17 protein-coding genes are annotated in these 17,233 nt (G+C 71.9%); 12 read left to right on the forward strand and 5 right to left on the reverse strand.

Annotated elements, in window-relative coordinates; genetic code table 11:
• Positions 1-17: 17 nt before the first annotated feature.
• Positions 18-428 (reverse strand): VOC family protein, encoded by a 411-nt coding sequence (locus ACPA54_RS29145; protein ID WP_423534363.1) that lies wholly within the window; start codon positions 426-428, stop codon positions 18-20.
• A gap of 223 nt (positions 429-651) precedes the next feature.
• Here ACPA54_RS29145 and ACPA54_RS29150 point away from each other — a divergent pair, with 223 nt between their 5' ends.
• The 3 genes from ACPA54_RS29150 (at position 652) to ACPA54_RS29160 (ending at position 2,946) form a co-directional block, all read left to right on the forward strand.
• The gene (locus ACPA54_RS29150; protein ID WP_423534364.1) at positions 652-1,188 is read left to right on the forward strand and encodes a VOC family protein; all 537 of its coding nucleotides are present in this window, start codon (positions 652-654) and stop codon (positions 1,186-1,188) included.
• Positions 1,189-1,476: 288 nt separating this feature from the next.
• On the forward strand, positions 1,477-2,043 hold the full coding sequence (locus ACPA54_RS29155; RefSeq protein WP_423534365.1) for a GlcG/HbpS family heme-binding protein: 567 nt from the start codon (positions 1,477-1,479) through the stop codon (positions 2,041-2,043).
• A 285-nt stretch (positions 2,044-2,328) separates the two neighbouring features.
• Positions 2,329-2,946 (forward strand): ankyrin repeat domain-containing protein, encoded by a 618-nt coding sequence (locus ACPA54_RS29160; RefSeq protein WP_423534366.1) that lies wholly within the window; start codon positions 2,329-2,331, stop codon positions 2,944-2,946.
• A 102-nt stretch (positions 2,947-3,048) separates the two neighbouring features.
• Here ACPA54_RS29160 and ACPA54_RS29165 read toward each other — a convergent pair whose 3' ends face one another.
• Entirely contained in the window at positions 3,049-3,492 is a 444-nt protein-coding gene (locus ACPA54_RS29165) for a YybH family protein (protein ID WP_423534367.1), read from the reverse strand.
• Between the two features lie 117 nt (positions 3,493-3,609).
• Between ACPA54_RS29165 and ACPA54_RS29170 the strand changes: the two genes are divergently transcribed.
• Positions 3,610-4,509, forward strand: a complete 900-nt coding sequence (locus ACPA54_RS29170) for a LysR substrate-binding domain-containing protein (protein WP_423534368.1) — start codon at positions 3,610-3,612, stop codon at positions 4,507-4,509.
• Positions 4,510-4,917: 408 nt separating this feature from the next.
• Here the strand turns inward: ACPA54_RS29170 and ACPA54_RS29175 are convergent, their stop codons facing one another.
• A complete protein-coding gene (locus ACPA54_RS29175) occupies positions 4,918-6,396 on the reverse strand; it encodes a long-chain-fatty-acid--CoA ligase (protein WP_423534369.1) in 1,479 nt (492 codons plus the stop codon).
• 180 nt (positions 6,397-6,576) lie between these two features.
• Between ACPA54_RS29175 and ACPA54_RS29180 the strand changes: the two genes are divergently transcribed.
• The 7 genes from ACPA54_RS29180 to ACPA54_RS29210 all read left to right on the forward strand — a co-directional run bounded on the left by ACPA54_RS29180 (position 6,577) and on the right by ACPA54_RS29210 (position 13,594).
• Positions 6,577-7,584 (forward strand): AraC family transcriptional regulator, encoded by a 1,008-nt coding sequence (locus ACPA54_RS29180; protein ID WP_423534370.1) that lies wholly within the window; start codon positions 6,577-6,579, stop codon positions 7,582-7,584.
• Positions 7,585-7,849: 265 nt separating this feature from the next.
• Positions 7,850-8,920, forward strand: a complete 1,071-nt coding sequence (locus tag ACPA54_RS29185) for a beta-keto acid cleavage family enzyme (protein WP_423534371.1) — start codon at positions 7,850-7,852, stop codon at positions 8,918-8,920.
• A 55-nt stretch (positions 8,921-8,975) separates the two neighbouring features.
• Positions 8,976-9,950 carry a quinone oxidoreductase family protein gene (locus ACPA54_RS29190; RefSeq protein ID WP_423534372.1) on the forward strand — a complete coding sequence of 325 codons (975 nt, stop codon included), beginning with the start codon at positions 8,976-8,978 and terminating at the stop codon, positions 9,948-9,950.
• Positions 9,951-9,998: 48 nt separating this feature from the next.
• On the forward strand, positions 9,999-10,922 hold the full coding sequence (locus ACPA54_RS29195) for a TauD/TfdA dioxygenase family protein (protein ID WP_423534373.1): 924 nt from the start codon (positions 9,999-10,001) through the stop codon (positions 10,920-10,922).
• Positions 10,923-10,948: 26 nt separating this feature from the next.
• Positions 10,949-12,328, forward strand: coding sequence for an MFS transporter (locus tag ACPA54_RS29200; protein WP_423534374.1), 1,380 nt, complete (start codon positions 10,949-10,951; stop codon positions 12,326-12,328).
• Positions 12,325-12,915 carry an RBBP9/YdeN family alpha/beta hydrolase gene (locus ACPA54_RS29205; RefSeq protein WP_423534375.1) on the forward strand — a complete coding sequence of 197 codons (591 nt, stop codon included), beginning with the start codon at positions 12,325-12,327 and terminating at the stop codon, positions 12,913-12,915. The genes ACPA54_RS29200 and ACPA54_RS29205 overlap by 4 nt, the downstream gene beginning before the upstream one ends.
• A gap of 91 nt (positions 12,916-13,006) precedes the next feature.
• Positions 13,007-13,594 (forward strand): HutD/Ves family protein, encoded by a 588-nt coding sequence (locus tag ACPA54_RS29210; RefSeq protein ID WP_423534376.1) that lies wholly within the window; start codon positions 13,007-13,009, stop codon positions 13,592-13,594.
• Between the two features lie 31 nt (positions 13,595-13,625).
• Here the strand turns inward: ACPA54_RS29210 and ACPA54_RS29215 are convergent, their stop codons facing one another.
• Entirely contained in the window at positions 13,626-14,456 is an 831-nt protein-coding gene (locus tag ACPA54_RS29215; RefSeq protein ID WP_423534377.1) for a glutamate racemase, read from the reverse strand.
• Positions 14,457-14,635: 179 nt separating this feature from the next.
• On the opposite strand from ACPA54_RS29215, the gene ACPA54_RS29220 reads away from it, so the two are divergent.
• Positions 14,636-15,472: a hypothetical protein gene (locus ACPA54_RS29220; protein WP_423534378.1), complete on the forward strand. Its 837-nt coding sequence runs from the start codon at positions 14,636-14,638 to the stop codon at positions 15,470-15,472.
• A 12-nt stretch (positions 15,473-15,484) separates the two neighbouring features.
• On the opposite strand, the gene ACPA54_RS29225 is transcribed toward ACPA54_RS29220, so the two are convergent.
• Positions 15,485-17,200 carry an IclR family transcriptional regulator domain-containing protein gene (locus ACPA54_RS29225; RefSeq protein ID WP_423534379.1) on the reverse strand — a complete coding sequence of 572 codons (1,716 nt, stop codon included), beginning with the start codon at positions 17,198-17,200 and terminating at the stop codon, positions 15,485-15,487.
• Positions 17,201-17,233 lie beyond the last annotated feature (33 nt).

The raw sequence follows: 17,233 nt of genomic DNA on the forward strand, positions 1-17,233 counted from the left end.
TAGGACACGCCGATCCGTCAGGCCGGCAGGTTGAGCTGCCACGAGACGCCGAAGCGGTCGTTGACCCAGCCGAACTTGGCGCTGAAACCGTAGTTGCCGAGGGCCATGAGCTCGTTGCCGCCCTCGGAAAGGGCGGCGTAGAGGCGGTCGAGTTCGGGTTCGTCCCGGCACTGCACGAAGAGGGACATCGCGGGGGTGAAGGTGAAGGCGTGCTTGACCGCGCTGTCGATGCACATGAATTCCTGGCCGGCGAGCGCGAACGTGGCGTGCTCGACGGTGCCCTCCGGCCCGGCGCCGCCGGCGCCGTAGCGGTTGACGTTGACGACGGACGCGTCGTCGAACAGGGACAGGTAGAAGGTCATCGCCTCCTCGGCGTTGCCTTGGAACATGAGGAAGGTGGTGATCTTCTGCGAGGCCGTGATCTGCATGGGAAGCCTTGTCGGTGTCGGTGTCGGTGTCGGTGTCGGTGTCGGTGTCGGTGTCGGGTCCGGTGCCCTCGGTACGGATCGGCAACCCCCGCGGCGCCCTTGAGCGCGGCGCGCGGAGGACGGGAAATAGGAACGCATCGGACCTGTTTCCTGCCTAACGTCGATCTCGACAGCGCGACGCCGCGCAGATCGCCGGCGTGCAGACCGAACGGAAGGACCGCTCATGTCCGAGCAGCAGACCAGCGCCGCCCCCGCCGGATACACCACCGTCGCCCCGTGGGTCGTCACCGACGACACCGGCGCGTTCCTCGACTTCGTCGCGCAGGCGTTCGACGGCAAGGAACTCGCGCGGGTGCGGACCGCGGACGGTCTGATCGGGCACGGCGAGATCCGGGTCGGCGACACCGTCGTGCTCGCGTTCGACCGGCGCGCGGACTGGCCGGTCATGCCGAGCCTGCTGCGCGTGTTCGTGCCGGACGCGGACGCGGCGTTCGCGCGGGCCGCGGCGGCGGGGGCGCAGGTCGTCACGCCGTTGGGCAACGACGCGTTCGGGCAGCGCGGCGGGCGCGTCAAGGACCCGTTCGGGAACATCTGGTGGGTGACGGCACGCGTCGAGGAGGTGTCCGAGGCGGAGATGTGGGCGCGGCTGCAGCAGCCGGTCTACGCCGAGGCCATGCGCGTCGCGCAGGAGACGCTGGACAGCGAACTGAGCGGCCGGGAGAGCGGCCGGAGCAGCGCCCCGCTGCCGTCGGACGACTGACGGCGGAGCGCGGGCGGGCATGCGCGGCGGCGGCGTTGCCGGGCACGCCCGCCCGTCCTGCCCTCTCCCGAGCCCGTCGCATCATCCGATCGGTCGACCCCTGGTTCATCCGTCCTGGCGCGCGGACGCATCCACTCCGGGGACGGGAAGGGGCCGGTTCCGGACCCAGGCTTGAGGCACGGCGGAAAGCACCGGAAGCCGCAAGGCCGCAGGTGGCCACCGCCGTCCCGTCCGCCCGGGGAGCCGCAGACGCTCCCCAGGTCCGTACCGCCGAACCCGGAGTTTCCCATGAACAAGCTGTCGCGCCGTGCCCGTATCGTCACCGGCTCCGCCGCCCTCGCCGCCGTCGGCATGGGCGCCTTCGGTGCCGTCGCCGTCGCCGCCCCGGAGGACGCCAAGCCCGCTCCGCAGCCGGCCGCGGCGGTCAAGGCCGATGTGAAGACCCCGGACACGTTCCAGACGGATCACCTGACGATCGACGCCGCGTCCAAGGCCGCGCAGGCGACCTTGGACGCCGCGAAGAAGGCGAACCAGCGCGTGTCGGTCGCGGTCGTGGACCGCAACGGCAACACCATCGTCACCCTCCGCGGCGACGGCGCGGGCCCGCAGTCCTACGACGCCGCGCAGAAGAAGGCCTTCACCGCCGTCTCCTGGAACGCCCCGACCTCCACCCTGGTCCAGCGCCTCCAGCAGAACCCGACCCTGAAGGACATCCCCGGCACCCTGTTCCTCGGCGGCGGCGCCCCGGTCACCGCCAAGGGCGGCCCGATCGCGGCCATCGGCGTCGCCGGCGCCCCCAGCGGCGACCAGGACGAGCAGTTCGCCCAGGCCGGCGTCGCATCCCTCAACCAGTAACCGGACCGGCCCGCACCGGGCCCTACGGCGGCGGGTGCGCGGCGGCACCCCCATCTCCCCGGGGATGCCGCCGCGCGGCACGCAGGGGAGGGGCCGCAGAAGGAGCCGCAAGGGAGCGTTGTCGTGCGGAATCGACAGGCAGGACACAGGAATCGCGCCTCGGGGCCGGTCCGAATCGCGGTCGCGGGCGCGGCGGGCGTCGGCGTGCTGCTCGGCGTCGCGGCGTGCACGGATTCCGGTACCGCGGGCGACCGACCGCCCGCCTCGGAAAGGAGCACCCCGAGCATGAACGCCGGCAACACCACCGACGCGAGCGCGGCGACCAAGGCCCTGTTCGACGCCGCCCGGAAGAACGACGTCGCGGCCGCCCGCAAGGCGCTGGCCGACGGCGCCGACCTGGAAGCCCGCGCCGAAGCCGCCCGCACGCCGCTGATCCTCGCCACCCGGGCCAACGCGGTCGACGTCGCCCGGCTCCTCCTGGACGCCGGCGCCTCGCCCAACTCCAAGGACTCCCTCGAAGACTCCGCTTTCCTCTACGCCGGAGCCGAGGGCCTCGACGCGATCCTCCAGGCGACCCTCGACCACGGCGCCGACGTCACCAGCACGAACCGCTACGGCGGCACCGCGCTGATCCCCGCCAGTGAGCACGCCCACGTGAGCACCATCAGGATCCTGCTCAAGGCCGGCGTCCCGGTGAACCACGTCAACAACCTGTCGTGGACCGCGCTGCACGAGGCGATCGTGCTCGGCAACGGCTCCGCCGACCACGTCGAGACCGTCCGCCTCCTCATCGAAGGCGGCGCCGACGTCACCATCCCCGACGGCAACGGCATCTCCCCCCGCGAACTGGCCGCCGCCCAGGGCTACGACAAGATCGTCGCGCTCATCGACGGGGCGCGCTGACGGACCCGCCTCGGTCGGACACGGCGGCGTGGATCCGTCGGCTCACATACTCGGGGCACCCTGCGGCCGCCGGGCGAAGTGTCGCTCGACTCCTGTGGCCTGTCAGGGCGCGAGGTCGACGGCTCCCTTGCCGCTCGCGATGTCGAGCGGTACCGAGACCTGGTCGTGCGCGATCAACCAGGTGTCGTCGGTTTTCCGGAAGCCGTACGTGACCCTGACCCACATGCCGCTCACCGCGGTCCCGTCCGTCAGCACGCCGCCGAGACGAGCGAAGGCGTACCCGAAGGCCACATCCGCGCCCACGGTGAGGGTCAGGTCGCGGACCTCGTAGCGCACGGTCTCGAAGAGTGTGCAGACGGGCGCCCAGTTCGTGAGCTTCGCCTCCACCCCCACGTGCTGGAGCGGCGGCTCGATGTCGAAGGACACCACGTCGGGTGCGTACAGCTTCCGAAGCCTCTCAAGGTCCTTGGCGCGGAGGCCTTCGACGATCTTGTCGACCTGCCCGCGGATGGCGGCTTCGTCCAGTTGGCGCTGTGGGGTCGTCATCGGCCTGGTCCTTCTCTCGCGGCTTCCTGTCATGTCTTGTCCTGCGCCTCCGAAGTTATGACTGCTGAGTTATCGTGTCCAAGACGAATATTGCTATGACGCTATGCCTCGGGGGCCATGGTGGAGTTGAACGCGCTGAGGCAGTTCCTGGTGGTGGCACGGCTGGAGCACCTCAGCAGGGCCGCGGACGAACTGCGCATCGCCCAGCCGTCGCTGAGCCGGACCATCGCCCGGCTGGAGGGTGAACTGGGCGTACCGCTGTTCGATCGCAGCGGTCGGCTCCGGCTCAACGACATGGGCCGGCTCTTCCGTGACCACGTCGAACGCGCCCTCGGCGAACTCGACGCGGGACGACGCGCGGTCGCCGAGGCCACCAGCCTGGGCCTGGGCGCGGTGCGGCTGGCGTCGGAAACATTCCTCACCCTCACCGGGCCGCTGGCCGCCTACAAGCGCGCCCACCCCGCGGTCGAGATCGAGCTCCACTGGTCGCCACCCGAGGACATGGCCCGCCGACTGCGTGCCCGGGAAGTCGACCTTTGTGTCGCCTCGCAACCGATCCGCGCCGAGGGGCTGGGGTCGGCGAGGCTGTTCGACGAGCCGGTGGGAGTGGGGGTGCCGCTCGACCATCCGCTGGCGGGCCGTACCTCCGTGACCGTCGAAGACCTCGCCGACGAGCCTTTCGTCACCGCCCGCGAGGGGCATTGGCTGCGCCGGTTGCTCGACCGGCTTTTCGCCGCGCACGACCTCACCCCGAAGATCGTCTGCGAAAGCGACGAACACAGTGCCATCGCCGACCTCGTCAGTGTGGGGCTCGGCATCGGCCTGGCGCCGGCCATCGCCCGCCGCAGCGCCACGCGTGCGCCCGTCGCCTGGATTCCGGTCGACCACCCCGACTGCCGCCGCACCCTCACGCTCTACTGGGGCACCGACGGCCACTTGTCGACCGCCTCCCGGCTGATGCGCACCACCATCGCCAACTGGGACTGGGACGCCGGCGAACCCCAAGACACCACCTGACGGGACGCGCCGGACTACGCAGACCCGGGCCGATCGGGTTCCCGGGCGTTCTCGTGGTCCGGCCGTGCCTGGACGGCCGCGAGACCGCGGGCCGGCTGACCGCACCGGCGTCGGGCGAGCGCCATCTCCTCGTCGTCCTCCACCACAAGCACCCGCAACGCCCCGCCTCCACGCCACTCGGCGACCCCGCGCCTGGCAGCCCAACTTTTCCCACGCGCATGCCGAACAACGCGCGCATCGCCTTGGTGCGCCGTACGAGGAGGTCCTGGACCACCAGCGTGGTCGCGAAGGTCAGCGTGCCGTCATCCCGACAGTTTCGGGCCGGGAACCGTCCTCCTGCCAGTACGTCGCCCGGCCGCTCCAGGCGCCCCGTGGTTCGAAACGGAACCCTGCTGCGGATCCGAAATGTCAGCGGTGCACGGTGATTTCGCGTTTCAGGATCTTGCCGGTGCCGCCTTTGGGGAGAGCCGTCGCGACGGTGACGATGCGCGGGTATTTGTAGGCGGCGAGGCGGTCTTTCGCGAACTCCCGGAGGGTGTCGGCGGACGCCTCGGCACCGTCGCGCAGGACGACGACCGCGGCGACCTCCTCGCCGTGCACCGGGTGCGGGACGCCCACGACGGCGGCTTCCGCGACGGCCGGGTGCTCGTACAGCACCTCTTCGATCTCGCGGGGGTACACGTTGTAGCCGCCGCGGATGATCAGGTCCTTCTTGCGGTCCACCACGAAGTAGTAGCCCTCGTCGTCGACCCGGGCCAGGTCGCCGCTGTGGAACCAGCCGCCGCGCATGGCCTCGGCGGTGGCGTCCGGGCGGTTCCAGTAGCCCTTCATGACGTTCTCGCCGCGGATCGCGATCTCGCCGACGCCGCCCGGCGGCACCGGGCCGCCGTCGTCGGCGACCAGCTTGAGGGCGACGCCGCGGACCGGCAGGCCGATCGACCCGGCCTTGCGCGGGCGGTCCGGCGGGTTGAAGGCGGCGACGGGGGCGGTCTCGGACAGCCCATAGCCCTCCAGCACCGGGACGCCGAAGCGCTCTTCGAACGTGCGCAGGACCTCGACCGGGAGCGCCGCGCCGCCGGAGACGGCCAGCCGCAGCGGCGCGGCGTCGTAGCCGTCGGGCCAGGCGGTGTTCAGCAGCGCGGCGTACATCGTCGGAACGCCGAGGAAGGCCGTGACCCGGTCGCGGTGCAGGATCTCCAGGGCCTGCCGCGGGTCGAAGCGGGGCAGCAAGGCGAGGGTGGCGCCGGCCGCGACGACGGTGTTGAGCGCGCAGGTCTGGCCGAAGGCGTGGAAGAGCGGGAGTCCGCCGAAGACCACGTCGCCGGGGCCGACCCGGATCAGCGTGTCGACCGTGGTGGCCGCGTTGGACAGCAGGTTGCGGTGGGTCAGTTCGGCGCCTTTGGGGGTGCCGGTGGTGCCGGAGGTGTAGAGGATGACGGCGGTGTCGTCGGAAGCCCGGTCGACGCAGTCGGGCCAGGCCTCGGCGTCGGGCCACGCGGCGGTGTCCGCGACGAGGCAGGTGGCGTCGAGTTCGGCGGCGGCTTGGGCCACCGGCTCGGCGCACACGGCTGCCGTGAGGGCCAGGCGGGCGCCGGAATCGCGGAGGGTGTAGGCGATTTCGCGGGCTTTGCAGAGCGGGTTGACCGGGACGACGACGCCGCCCGCGCGGAGGATGCCGTAGTAGGCCGCGGGGAAGAGCGGGATGTTCGGCATGGCCAGGGCGACCCGGTCCCCGGGGACGAGTCCGTGTCCGCGGAGCAGGCCGGCGACCCGGGCGCTCGCGTCGTCGAGTCCGCCGTAGGTCACCGCGGTGCCGGCGTGCCGCAGGGCGGTCCGGTCGCGGTGCGCGGCGGCGGTGTCCAGCAGGATCGACGCGAGGTTGGCCATGGCGGCGGTCTCCTTCGGCGGTGACGGAGCAGGGGACAGGGCGGGGGCGGCGGAGGAGGGAACGGCGCCATGCTAGATTCCGGATTTCCCCGGTGCTTGACGTCACGTGACATCCGATTTGACCATCGGGGACAGCCCGCGCGCCGGGCCGCCCTGGACCCGCCACTCGGGAGTCCGCGTATGAAGCCCCTCGTCCGCGTCGCGGCGCTGAACGGCTACGTCGAACTGTGCCGTTCGCTCGGCATCGACGCCCACGCCCTGATGAAGCGCGTCGGCCTGACCGCCGGCGACCTCGCCGTACAGGACCGGTGGATCTCCGGCGCGGCCGTCGCGCAGCTCCTGGAGCTGTCCGCGGCCGCATCCGAGCACGAGGATTTCGGGCTGCGCATGGCCGAGTTGCGGCGCTTCTCGAACCTCGGCCCGATCAGCCTCGCGGTCCGCGAAGAGCCGGACGTGCGCAGCGCGCTGGGGCTGCTGCTGCGCCACGAGCGCATGTACAACGAAGCGCTGCACACCCGGCTGTCCGAGTCGAACGGCCTGGCCGCGCTCAAAGTCGAACTCCGGTTCGGCGAACCGGCCGCGGCCCGGCAGGGCACCGAGCTGGTGGTCGGCGCGTTCCACCGCATCCTGCGCGCGTTCCTCGATCCGCACTGGCAGCCGCTGTCGGTGTGGTTCGCGCACCGCGCGCCGGCCGACACCTCGACGCACCGCCGGTTGTTCGGCCCGGTCGTGGAGTTCGAGCGCGAGTACGACGGCATGGTGTTCTACGCCGACCAGCTCGACGCCCCCAACGCGATGTCCGACCCGCAGCTCCGGGCGTATGCGCGGCCGTACTTCGAAGCGATCGCGGTCAGCGCGGAGAGCACCGTGCCGGACCGGGTGCGCGAACTCATCGAGGTGCTCCTGCCGGTCGGACGCTGCTCGATCGAGCAGGTGGCGCGCAGCCTGGGCGTCGACCGGCGCACGGTGCACCGGCATATGGCGCAGTCCGGCGAGACGTTCTCCTCGCTGGTAGCGGCCACCCGCAGACAGCTGGCCGAGAGGTTCGTGGCGAACGGCCGGCGCTCGCTCACCGAGATCTCCGACCTGCTCGGCTTCTCGTCGCTGAGCGCGTTCTCACGGTGGTTCCGAACCCAGTTCGGGTGCAGCCCCAAGGAGTGGCGCCGCCGCGCCGACGCGGGGGAATGACCACTGCGGGAACGTTCCTCGCGTGAGCAGGGGGTGATGCCCGTCACTCGGATGTCCCCAAATGTCAAATCTCTTGTCACCTGACGTCAAGCAGGCCATCACGTGCGGCCGTACCGTGGCAGGACCGCAGCACGAAGCCGCGGGTCCGGCGCACACGGCGCCCCCAGCCCCGGCCAGCTCGAGCGCCACCCGCAGGCCGCCGCCCCTCGCGCGGCCCACCCCCCACTTCCGAACCGGTCGGCCATCCGACGAACGGAGCTTCGGCATGCACTTCCACGACGATTCGCTGTACCCGGAGAACCAGGAAAAGCTGGTCATCCAGGCCGCCCCCTACGGCCCCGAGTGGCTGCCCGGCGACGCCGACGACATCCCGGTCACCCTGGACGAGCAGGTGCAGACCGCCGTCGACTGCTACAACGCCGGCGCGACCGTGCTGCACGTGCACGTCCGCGAACTCGACGGCCACGGCTCGAAGCGCATGTCCATGTTCAACGAGATGATCGGCCGCCTGCGCCAGGCCGTCCCGGACATGGTCCTGCAGATCGGCGGCTCGATCTCCTTCGCCCCCGAGGACGAAGGCAGTGAGGCGAAGTGGCTCAGCTACGACACCCGCCACCTGCTCGCCGACCTGGACCCGCGCCCGGACCAGGTGACCATCGCGATCAACACCAGCCAGATGAACATCGTCGAGATCATGGACGACGACGACCTGCGCGGCACGTCGATCGCCAACCCCGCGATGTACAAGGCCTATCGCGACATGGTCGTGGAAGCCGGACCGGACTTCTACCTCGAACACCTCAAGCGGCTGCGCGCCAACGGAATCCAGCCGCATTTCCAGCTCGCCACCCTCGCGCAACTGGAAACCGTCGAACGGCTCATTCGCTCCGGCGAGTACACCGGCCCGCTGGTGCTCAACTATGTCGCCATCGGCGGCGGATTCGCCGGACGGCACCCGGCCGACCTGATCGAATTCGTGCGCCGCGTGCCGGACGGCGCCGTTCTCACCATCGAGAGCTCGATGCGCGCCGTCGCACCGATGAACGCGATCGGCATCGCGCTCGGCGTGCACGTGCGCGTCGGCAACGAGGACAACCTGTGGGGCCGCAAGGGCGAACGCATGTCCAGTGTCCGGCAGATCGAGCAGATGGTGAAGATCTCCCGGGCGCTCGGCCGGGACATCGCCGACGGTGCGGAAGCCAAGCGCATTTACCATATCGGCGAGTACTACGCGGACGCCGACGAAACGCTCGCGCGCCTCGGCATGGTGCCGAACCGTCGTCCCGGACAACGCGGATTTATGCTCCGGGAAACGCCCGCCGCGGCGCTCATTTGAAGATGAGCGCGGACGACAGCCGTTCATAAATCCGCAACGAATTCGGAGTACTCTCATGGCGCACGCCATTCGCTTCAAGGAATCCGGCGGACCCGAGGTCCTCACGTGGGAGGAAATCGTCGTCGGCGACCCGGGCCCGGGCGAAGTCCGGGTCAAGCACGGCGCGGTCGGCCTCAATTTCGCCGACACGTACTTCCGCACGGGCCTGTACCCGGCGCCGCTGCCCGCCGGCATGGGCGTCGAAGGCGCGGGCGTCGTGGAAGCGGTCGGCGCGGGTGTGACCGGGTTCGCCGCAGGCGACCGCGTCACCTACACCGGCAGCCCCCTCGGCGCCTACAGCACCGAACGCGTCATGCCCGCGGGCTCGTTGATCAAGCTCCCCGACGCGATCCCGTTCGACATCGCCGCCGCCACCACCATGCGCGGCCTCACCTCCGCCTACCTGATGCGGCGGATCGCCCCGCTGAAGGCCGGGGACACGATCCTCCTCACCGCGGCGGCAGGCGGTGTCGGCCTCATCGTCACCCAGTGGGCCAAGCTGCTCGGCCTCACCGTCATCGGCACCGTTTCCACCGAGGAGAAGGCCGAACTGGCCCGCGCCCACGGCGCCGACCACGTCATCCGGTACCGCGACGAGGACGTCGCCGCCCGGGTCCGCGAGATCACCGGCGGCGAAGGCGTGCCCGTCGTCTACGACAGCATCGGCGCGACGACGTTCGCGTCCTCGCTCGCGTCGCTGCGCCGCCGCGGCCTGCTGGTCTGCTTCGGCACCGCCTCCGGCCCGGTACCGCCCATCGACGCCATGCAACTCGCCCTGCACGGCTCGGTGTTCGTCACCCGACCGGGCCTCGCCGACTACATCGCGGACCCCGCCGAAAAAGCCGAACTCGCCGGTGAACTGTTCGGCCACATCACCAGCGGGCGCATCAAGATCGCCGTCAACCAGCGCTACGCCCTCGAGGACGCCGTCCAGGCACACCGCGACCTGGAGTCCGGTACCACGACCGGCTCTTCGGTGTTCGTGCTCTGATCGGCGCCCGTCGCTCCCTCCTGAAGGAACCACCCCGAAGGAACCACCATGGACCACACGCTCCGCCGCGCGGCGGGCGCGTCCACGCCGGCCCGGCCCACCCCGGGCCGGGCGCGGCGCCCGATCCGCGTCGAACCGCTCACCTGCACCATCGGCGCCGAGCTGCACGGCGTCCACCTCGGCGACGCGGCGCGCGACGACGCGCTGTTCGCCGAGGTCAAGGCCCTGCTGCTGCGCCACAAAGTGCTGTTCCTCCGCGACCAGGACATCACCCGCGCCGAACACGTCGCCTTCGCCGAACGGTTCGGGCCGCTCGAAGACCACCCCGTGGTCGGCGGCGACCCCGGACACCCGGGCCTGGTCCGCATCTACAAGGACCTCGACAGCCCCGCCGAGCACTACGAGAACGCCCTGCACACCGACGGGACGTGGCGCGAGAACCCGGCCATGGGCGCGGTCCTCCGCTGCGTCGAAGCACCGTCCGTCGGCGGGGACACCATCTGGGTCAACATGGCCGAGGCCTACCGCCGGCTCCCGGACCCGGTCAAAACGCAGATCCGGCACCTCCGCGCCCGGCACAGCATCGAAGCGACCTTCGGCGCCGTCCTGCCCGAAGCCGAACGCCACGCCCTCAAAGCGAAGTTCCCGGACGCCGAACACCCCGTCGTACGCACCCACCCGGAGACCGGCGAGGAAATCCTCTTCGTCAACGGCTTCACCACGCACTTCGTCAACTACCACCGCCCCGAGAACGTCCGCTTCGGCCAGGACTACGCACCCGGCGCGAGCAACCTCCTCACCTACCTGATCAGCCAAGCCGCCATCCCCGAATACCAAGTGCGCTGGCGCTGGACCGAGAACAGCGTAGCCATCTGGGACAACCGCTCGACCCAGCACTACGCCGTCCAGGACTACTGGCCCGCCGTGCGGCGCATGGAACGGGCCGGAATCGCGGGCGACAGACCGTTCTGATCCGCCGACCGGAAGCAGGTGATGGGATGACAACCGGGTTCCGCACCAGCACCAGCGCCACCACCACCGCCCCCGACCCCGCCGCGCCCGCCGCCGGCGGGTGGGCGGTGCCCCGGCGCTACGCCTGGGTGGTCTTCGCACTCAGCTTCGGGCTGCTGCTGTCCGACTACATGTCCCGCCAAGTGCTCAACGCCGTCTTTCCCATGCTGAAGGACGAATGGCTGCTCTCCGACGCCAAGCTGGGGTCGCTGAGCGGTGTCGTCGCCCTGATGGTGGGCGTGCTCGCCTTCCCCATGTCCCTCGTCGCGGACCGCTGGGGACGCGTGAAGACGCTGCTGTTCGCCGCCACGGTGTGGAGCCTGGCCACCCTGGGCTGCGCGGTCTCGGCGACCTACGGCCAGATGTTCGTCGGACGCGTCTTCGTCGGCATCGGCGAAGCCGCCTACGGCAGCGTCGGCATCGCCTTGGTGCTCAGCATCTTCCCGCACGCCCTGCGGGCCACGCTCTCCGGAGCGTTCATCGCCGGCGGGGCCTTCGGGTCGGTGCTGGGCACCGCCCTCGGCGGCCTCATCGGCCACCAGTTCGGCTGGCGCTGGGCGTTCGCCGCGATGGGCTTCTTCGGACTCGCCCTGGCCGCGGTCTACGGCTTCGTCGTGACCGAGAAACGGCTGGAACCGCGAGGGAGTTCGGAACGCGCGCAGACGGCGGACCTCGGCGGCGAGGCCACCACCGGCGGCCTGCGCCCGCTGCTCACAAGGCTGTTCTCGTCCGTCTCGGTGGTCAGCGCCTATGTCGGCAGCGGCCTGCAAATGGCCATCGCCGGCGCGCTGATCGCCTGGCTGCCCAGCTACTTCAACCGCTACTACGACCTGTCCACCGGCAAAGCCGGCGTCGCCGCAGGCTGCTTCGCCCTGGTCATCGGCATCGGCATGATCGGCGGCGGCATCGTCTCCGACCGGATCTGCCAGGCCTTCCCGATCCGGAAATGGACGGTCGCGATCGCCTGCAGCGCCGGGTCGTTCGTGTTCCTGACCACGGCGTTCCTCCTGCCCACCGGGCCGCCGCAGGTGCTCGTGCTGGCGGTCGGCGCCCTGCTCGCCGCGGGCACCGCGGGGCCGGCCGCGGCCATGGTCGCGAACCTGACCCCCGCCGCCGTCGCGGCCACCGCCTTCGCCACCCTCACGCTCGCCAACAGCCTGCTGGGGCTGGCCCCCGGGCCCGCGGTCACCGGCATGCTCGCCGACCGGATGGGGCTGCGCGGCGCGATGCGGGTCATCCCGCTGGTGGCGATCGGGGCCACCGCGATGTTCGCGCTCGGCCGCCGCCACTACGAACGCGACCTGCGGCGCCTCGGTATATCCGCCGCCCCCGACACCGCCCGTACCGCAAAGGAGACACCGTCATGAGCCCGACCGCCGAAGCGACCGTCGTGGTCGTGCCCGGACTGCGCGACCATGTCCCCGAGCACTGGCAGACGCTCCTGGCCGAACGGCTCGCCGCCGCCGGAACCGCCGTGCAGACGGTTCCGCCGCCCACCGCGGACAAGCTGAGCCGGACCGCCCGGGTCGCGGCACTGGACGCGGTGCTCGCCGGGATCACCGGGCCGGTGCTGATCGCCGCGCACAGCGCCGGTGCTGTCGTCACCGCCCACTGGGCGCAGGACCACCGGCCGGACGCGTCGCCGTTCCGGATCCGCGGGGCGCTGCTGGCCACCCCGCCGGACCTCACGACGCCGCTGCCCGCGGGCCACCCGACGTTCGCCGAGCTGGAGCGGAACGGCTGGCTGCCCGTGCCGCGGACGCCGCTGCCGTTCCCGTCGCTCGTCGCGGCCAGCTCCGACGACCCGCTCGCGGCCCCCGGCTACGCCGCCGGGCTGGCCCGCGACTGGGGGAGCCGTGTGGTGGAACTCGGCGCCGTCGGGCACCTGAACCCGGCGTCCGGATTCGGCGCGTGGCCGCGGGCCGAGGAACTGCTGCACGCCGCGGCCGCTTGAGCCCGCGTCGGCCGGGTCCCCGCTGCCCTGGCCGACTCCGTCGCCCGGGACCGGGAGCGGCCGCGAAACCGGCAGCCGGGATACTGGCACGGTGAGCAACCACGCGGATTTCGCCCCCTTCCACGTCTTCGACACCGACCTCCTGCCCGTGACGCCGTGGCGCAACGGGGGCGGTGAAACCCGCGAGGTCGCCGCCGAGCCGTCGGCCGACGGCGGCTTCGCGTGGCGGGCCAGCATCGCGACGATCGCGCAGGACGGGCCGTTCTCCGCGTTCCCGGGCGTCGACCGCACGATCACCCTGCTCGAAGGCGCCGGCGTGCACCTGGTCGGCGACGGCCTCGACCACCTGCTCGACCGGATCGGAGAGCCCTTCGCTTTCCCGGGCGAGCTCGCGATCGACGCCGCACTGCTGGGCGGAGTCAACCGCGACCTCAACATCATGACCCGGCGCGGCGAATGGGCGGCCTCGGTGCACACCACCTCGGCACCCGTGGTCCCGACCCCGGGCCACGCCGGGCTCGTCCACGTCCTGCGCGGCCGCTGGGAATGCGGCCGTGCGCTGGAGCCGGGCCAGGGCGCGTGGTGGACGGGCGACGCGGTCGCCACGTCCGCCACGTCCGCCGTGACCCCACTGACCGACGATGCCCTCGCGATCCGGGCGGACATCCACCCGGTCTGAGCCTGCGCTCTCGTGGGCGACCAGCCGGACGTCACTCCAGCAGCAGAGTGTCGCTCCTGGAGTGCGGGGCCGACACCGCAGGGGTGAGGAAATCCGGCGGCACCGCCGCCGCGGTCGCCAGAGCGCGGCCCACGGGGTAGCGGCTCGCGGCGGGTGGGAGCGCGCCCGGCCGGCCGCTGAGGATGACGTCCACGCGGCCTGGTTCCCCGGACTCTCCGGGGTGGGTGCCGATCCTGCGGAGGGTCTGGCGGGCGACGGCTTCGGCACTGTCGTACAAGGTGGCGGCGGGGAGACCGCGCATGATCTGCTCGGCGACCAGCGGGTAGTGCGTGCAGCCGAGGACGATCGAGCTGCACGCACGCGGTGTCTGCTCGATGGCCGCGGCGATGGCACGGTCGGTCGCGACGGTGTCGCCGCGGTCGACCGCTTCCGCGAGCCCGGGGCACGCCACAGGGAACACCGGCACGCCGCCGGCGTGTTCCGCGATCAGGCGCTTCTGGTAGTCGCTTTCGGTGGTCCGCACGGTGGCCCAGACGGCGACGGGGGCTCCCGCGCCGGCGGCCGGTTTGATGGCCGGGACGGTGCCGACGACCGGGATCCCCGGCTCGAAGTTCGCGCGAAGTGCGTCGATGGCGGTGACCGTGGCGGTGTTGCACGGCACGACAAGGCCCTGCGCTCCGCGCTCGACCGCGATCTCGCCGGCGGCAAGCAGCCGCTCGGTGACGAACTGCGCCGACTTCGATCCCCACGGCATGCCGTCCGGGTCGAGCAAAAGGAGCAGATCGGCACTCGGCGCAAGCCGGCGCAGCCAGCCGGCCGTGGGGAGCAGTCCGAGACCGGAGTCGATCAAAGCCACCGTCATTCCGCGAACCTAGCAAGAGCACCGCAACCCCATGCGCATCGCCACCAAGTGATGCCGTGAGAGTCGACCGTGCCGCTGGACGGTTGGATCACCGCGCGAGACGATGCCGGGCGTCGCGGGGAGCGCGGCGATCGGGCCCCGGGGGTGGGGTCCGCGGCTGAGTCGTGGGGAGACGTGTCGTGGTCGATTCGGTGCAGGCGTTGAGCGGTCGTTTTGTGGATCTGACGGCGGCTCTGCTGCAGGGGCGGGAAGCACAGCCGTCGCCCGGTCAGCCCGGCGGGCTGCGTGACCGGTTCTCCCGGGCGATGACGGGTGCCGGGCTGAAGGTCGACGTGGCCGCGGGGATGCGTGACCTCGTCCTGCGCGGCACGGCGCTCGGTCCGCAAGGCCAGTGGATCGTCGCCGCCGCCAACTCCGGCCTGGCCACGCTCGCGTTCAAGCACCGCAACTACGACGCGGCGCTCAGCCACCTCGGCGGTGCGGTCGCTGCCGGGTACAGCAACTGCGTGGCGTTGAACGACCCGATCTTCCGCCCCTTCTGGGGCGACCCCCGGTTCACCGCGATCTACGGCCGGATGCGCGTCAGCGAGGCGGACCTCGACGAACTGCTGTGGCTGACCCGGGAAATCCAGGCGATGAGCCGGGAAGCGACGCAGGCGTCCATCGACAACATCGGACGCCACGACACCGGGGTGTCCCTCCTTGCCCAGGCCCCGCTGCCCATGCGGGAACCGCAGACCGCCGGGGTGTTCGTGGCCCGGTTGGAGCTGATCGCCGTGCAGCGGGTGCTCCAGCAGGTGGCCATGAACGCGGATATCAACCGGAGCTCCAACAACATCTCGTTGTCGCTCATCGACGATAGCTGGGACGATCGCCAGGCGCGCCGCGACAGTTGGGAAGCGGACCGCGTCGAGCGTGCGCGGCAGCGCGCCGCCGAGGCCCGCGCGTTCCGGGAACGGCCGGGAGCCGGGCGGGCGTTGATGCCGTGCCCGCCGCTGGGGTCGCTGGTCGTGTAGCCGCGCCGCGGCTTACCTGACCCGGGACCACTGCCCCAAGGCCCGCAGGTCCGCCTCCGCTCGCGCGGCTGCCAGGCGCAGCGGGGGCAGGATCTCGTCGCGCGTCTCGTCCGGCGTACCTCGAGACGCGTGGTGGGCGACGTTGACCGCCGCCACCACGTGCCCGTCGGCGTCGCGTACGGGGACGCTCAACGAGCGCAGGCCTTCTTCCAACTCCTGGTCGACTTGGGCGTATCCGTCGGCCGCGGCGCGGTCGACGGCGGCCGCGACCTCCGCGGGGGTGGACGCGCTGCGCGGGGTGCGCGGTTCGATGCGGACGCGTGACAGGTAGTCGGCCCGTTCGGCGGGCGGGAGGGCGGCCAGCAGGACGCGGCCCATCGAGGCCAGGGCGGCGGGCATGCGCGTGCCGACGGTGATGTCGACGCGCATGATGCGCCGGGTCGGCACGCGGGCGATGTAGCGGATGTCGTCGCCGTCCAGGACCGCCGCAGATGCGGACTCGCCTACCGTGCGCACGAGTTCGGTCAGATGCGGGAGCAGGACCTCGGGCAGGGTGAGGCCGGCCAGGCGGGCGTAGCCGAGGTCGAGGACGCGCGGCGTCAGGGCGAAGCCCTTGCCGTGCGGCTCCGCGTAGCCCAGGTAGTCGAGGGTGATGAGCGACCGCCGTGCCGTGGCGCGCGGGAGTGCCGCGGCGCGGGCGACGTCGGCGAGGGTCATGGGGCCGCGCGTCGTGCCCAGGGCACGCAGGACGTCCAGGCCGCGGGCGAGCGATTGCAGGTATTCCGCGCCGAGTTCGTCCTTGAGCCGCGGATCCGCCGCGGGTGCGTGCGGCCGAGGGGCGGGGCCGGGGGCGTCGGGGCGGATGGCGGCCGCCATCGCGGCGGCGGTGTCGAGGGCGGGGCCGAGGGCGATGTCGGCGAGGGTTGCGGGGGTGTGCCTGCTGGTGTGGCTGACCACGCTGAGCGCGCACACGATCCGCCCGTCGCCGTCGCCGTCGCCGTCGCCGTCGCCGTCGTCGCTGTCGAGGACCGGGACGGCGATCGCGATGAGCCCGGGTTCGATCAGGCCGCTGTCGGTGCTGTGGCCGTGGGTGCGGGCAATGTCGATGCGGTCCGCGAACTCGACCTCGCTGGAGGCGTGTGCGTCGCGAGGACGGCGCAGTGGCAGGGCCGGGAAGGCGGTGTCGCCCTGCTCCCGGGCGCGTCGGGCGCGCCACGCCTGCCAGTCGGCGTCGGTCCATGCCGCGGCGAACAGGGCGCCGGGTGCGCAGCGTTCCGCGGGGAGGAGGTCGCCGATGCGGAACGAGACGGCCATCGCGCGGCGGCGGGTGGCCTGGACGACGAAACGCACGCCGTCGCCGTCCGGGACGGCCACCGACACCGATTCGTCGAGCCGGTCGGCGAGGGCCTCCGCGTACGGCCGCACGGCCGCGGCGAGCCCCGACGAGGCCAGGTAGGCGTTGCCGAGTTCGGCGGCCTGTGGGGTGAGGGCGAGGTCGCGGCCTTCGTGCCGGACGTAGCCGAGCCGGATCAGGGTGGCGGCGATCCGGTCCACCGTCGCCCGGGCGAGCCCGGTGGCGCGGGCCAGGTCGCCGGGGCGGGTGCGCGGGTCGGGGTCCATGGCCATCGCGCGCAGGAGCGCGAGCCCGCGTTCGAGGGGGCGGACGGCATCCGCGGGCGGTTCTCCGTCGGCCGGGGGATGGCCGTGAGCGGGCTCCGGCGGGGACATGGCGAGGGGCCTCCGGCGACTCGGGCGCGGGAG

It is taken from the genome of Uniformispora flossi (assembly GCF_049534875.1).
Lineage (GTDB): Bacteria > Actinomycetota > Actinomycetes > Streptomycetales > Streptomycetaceae > Yinghuangia > Yinghuangia aomiensis.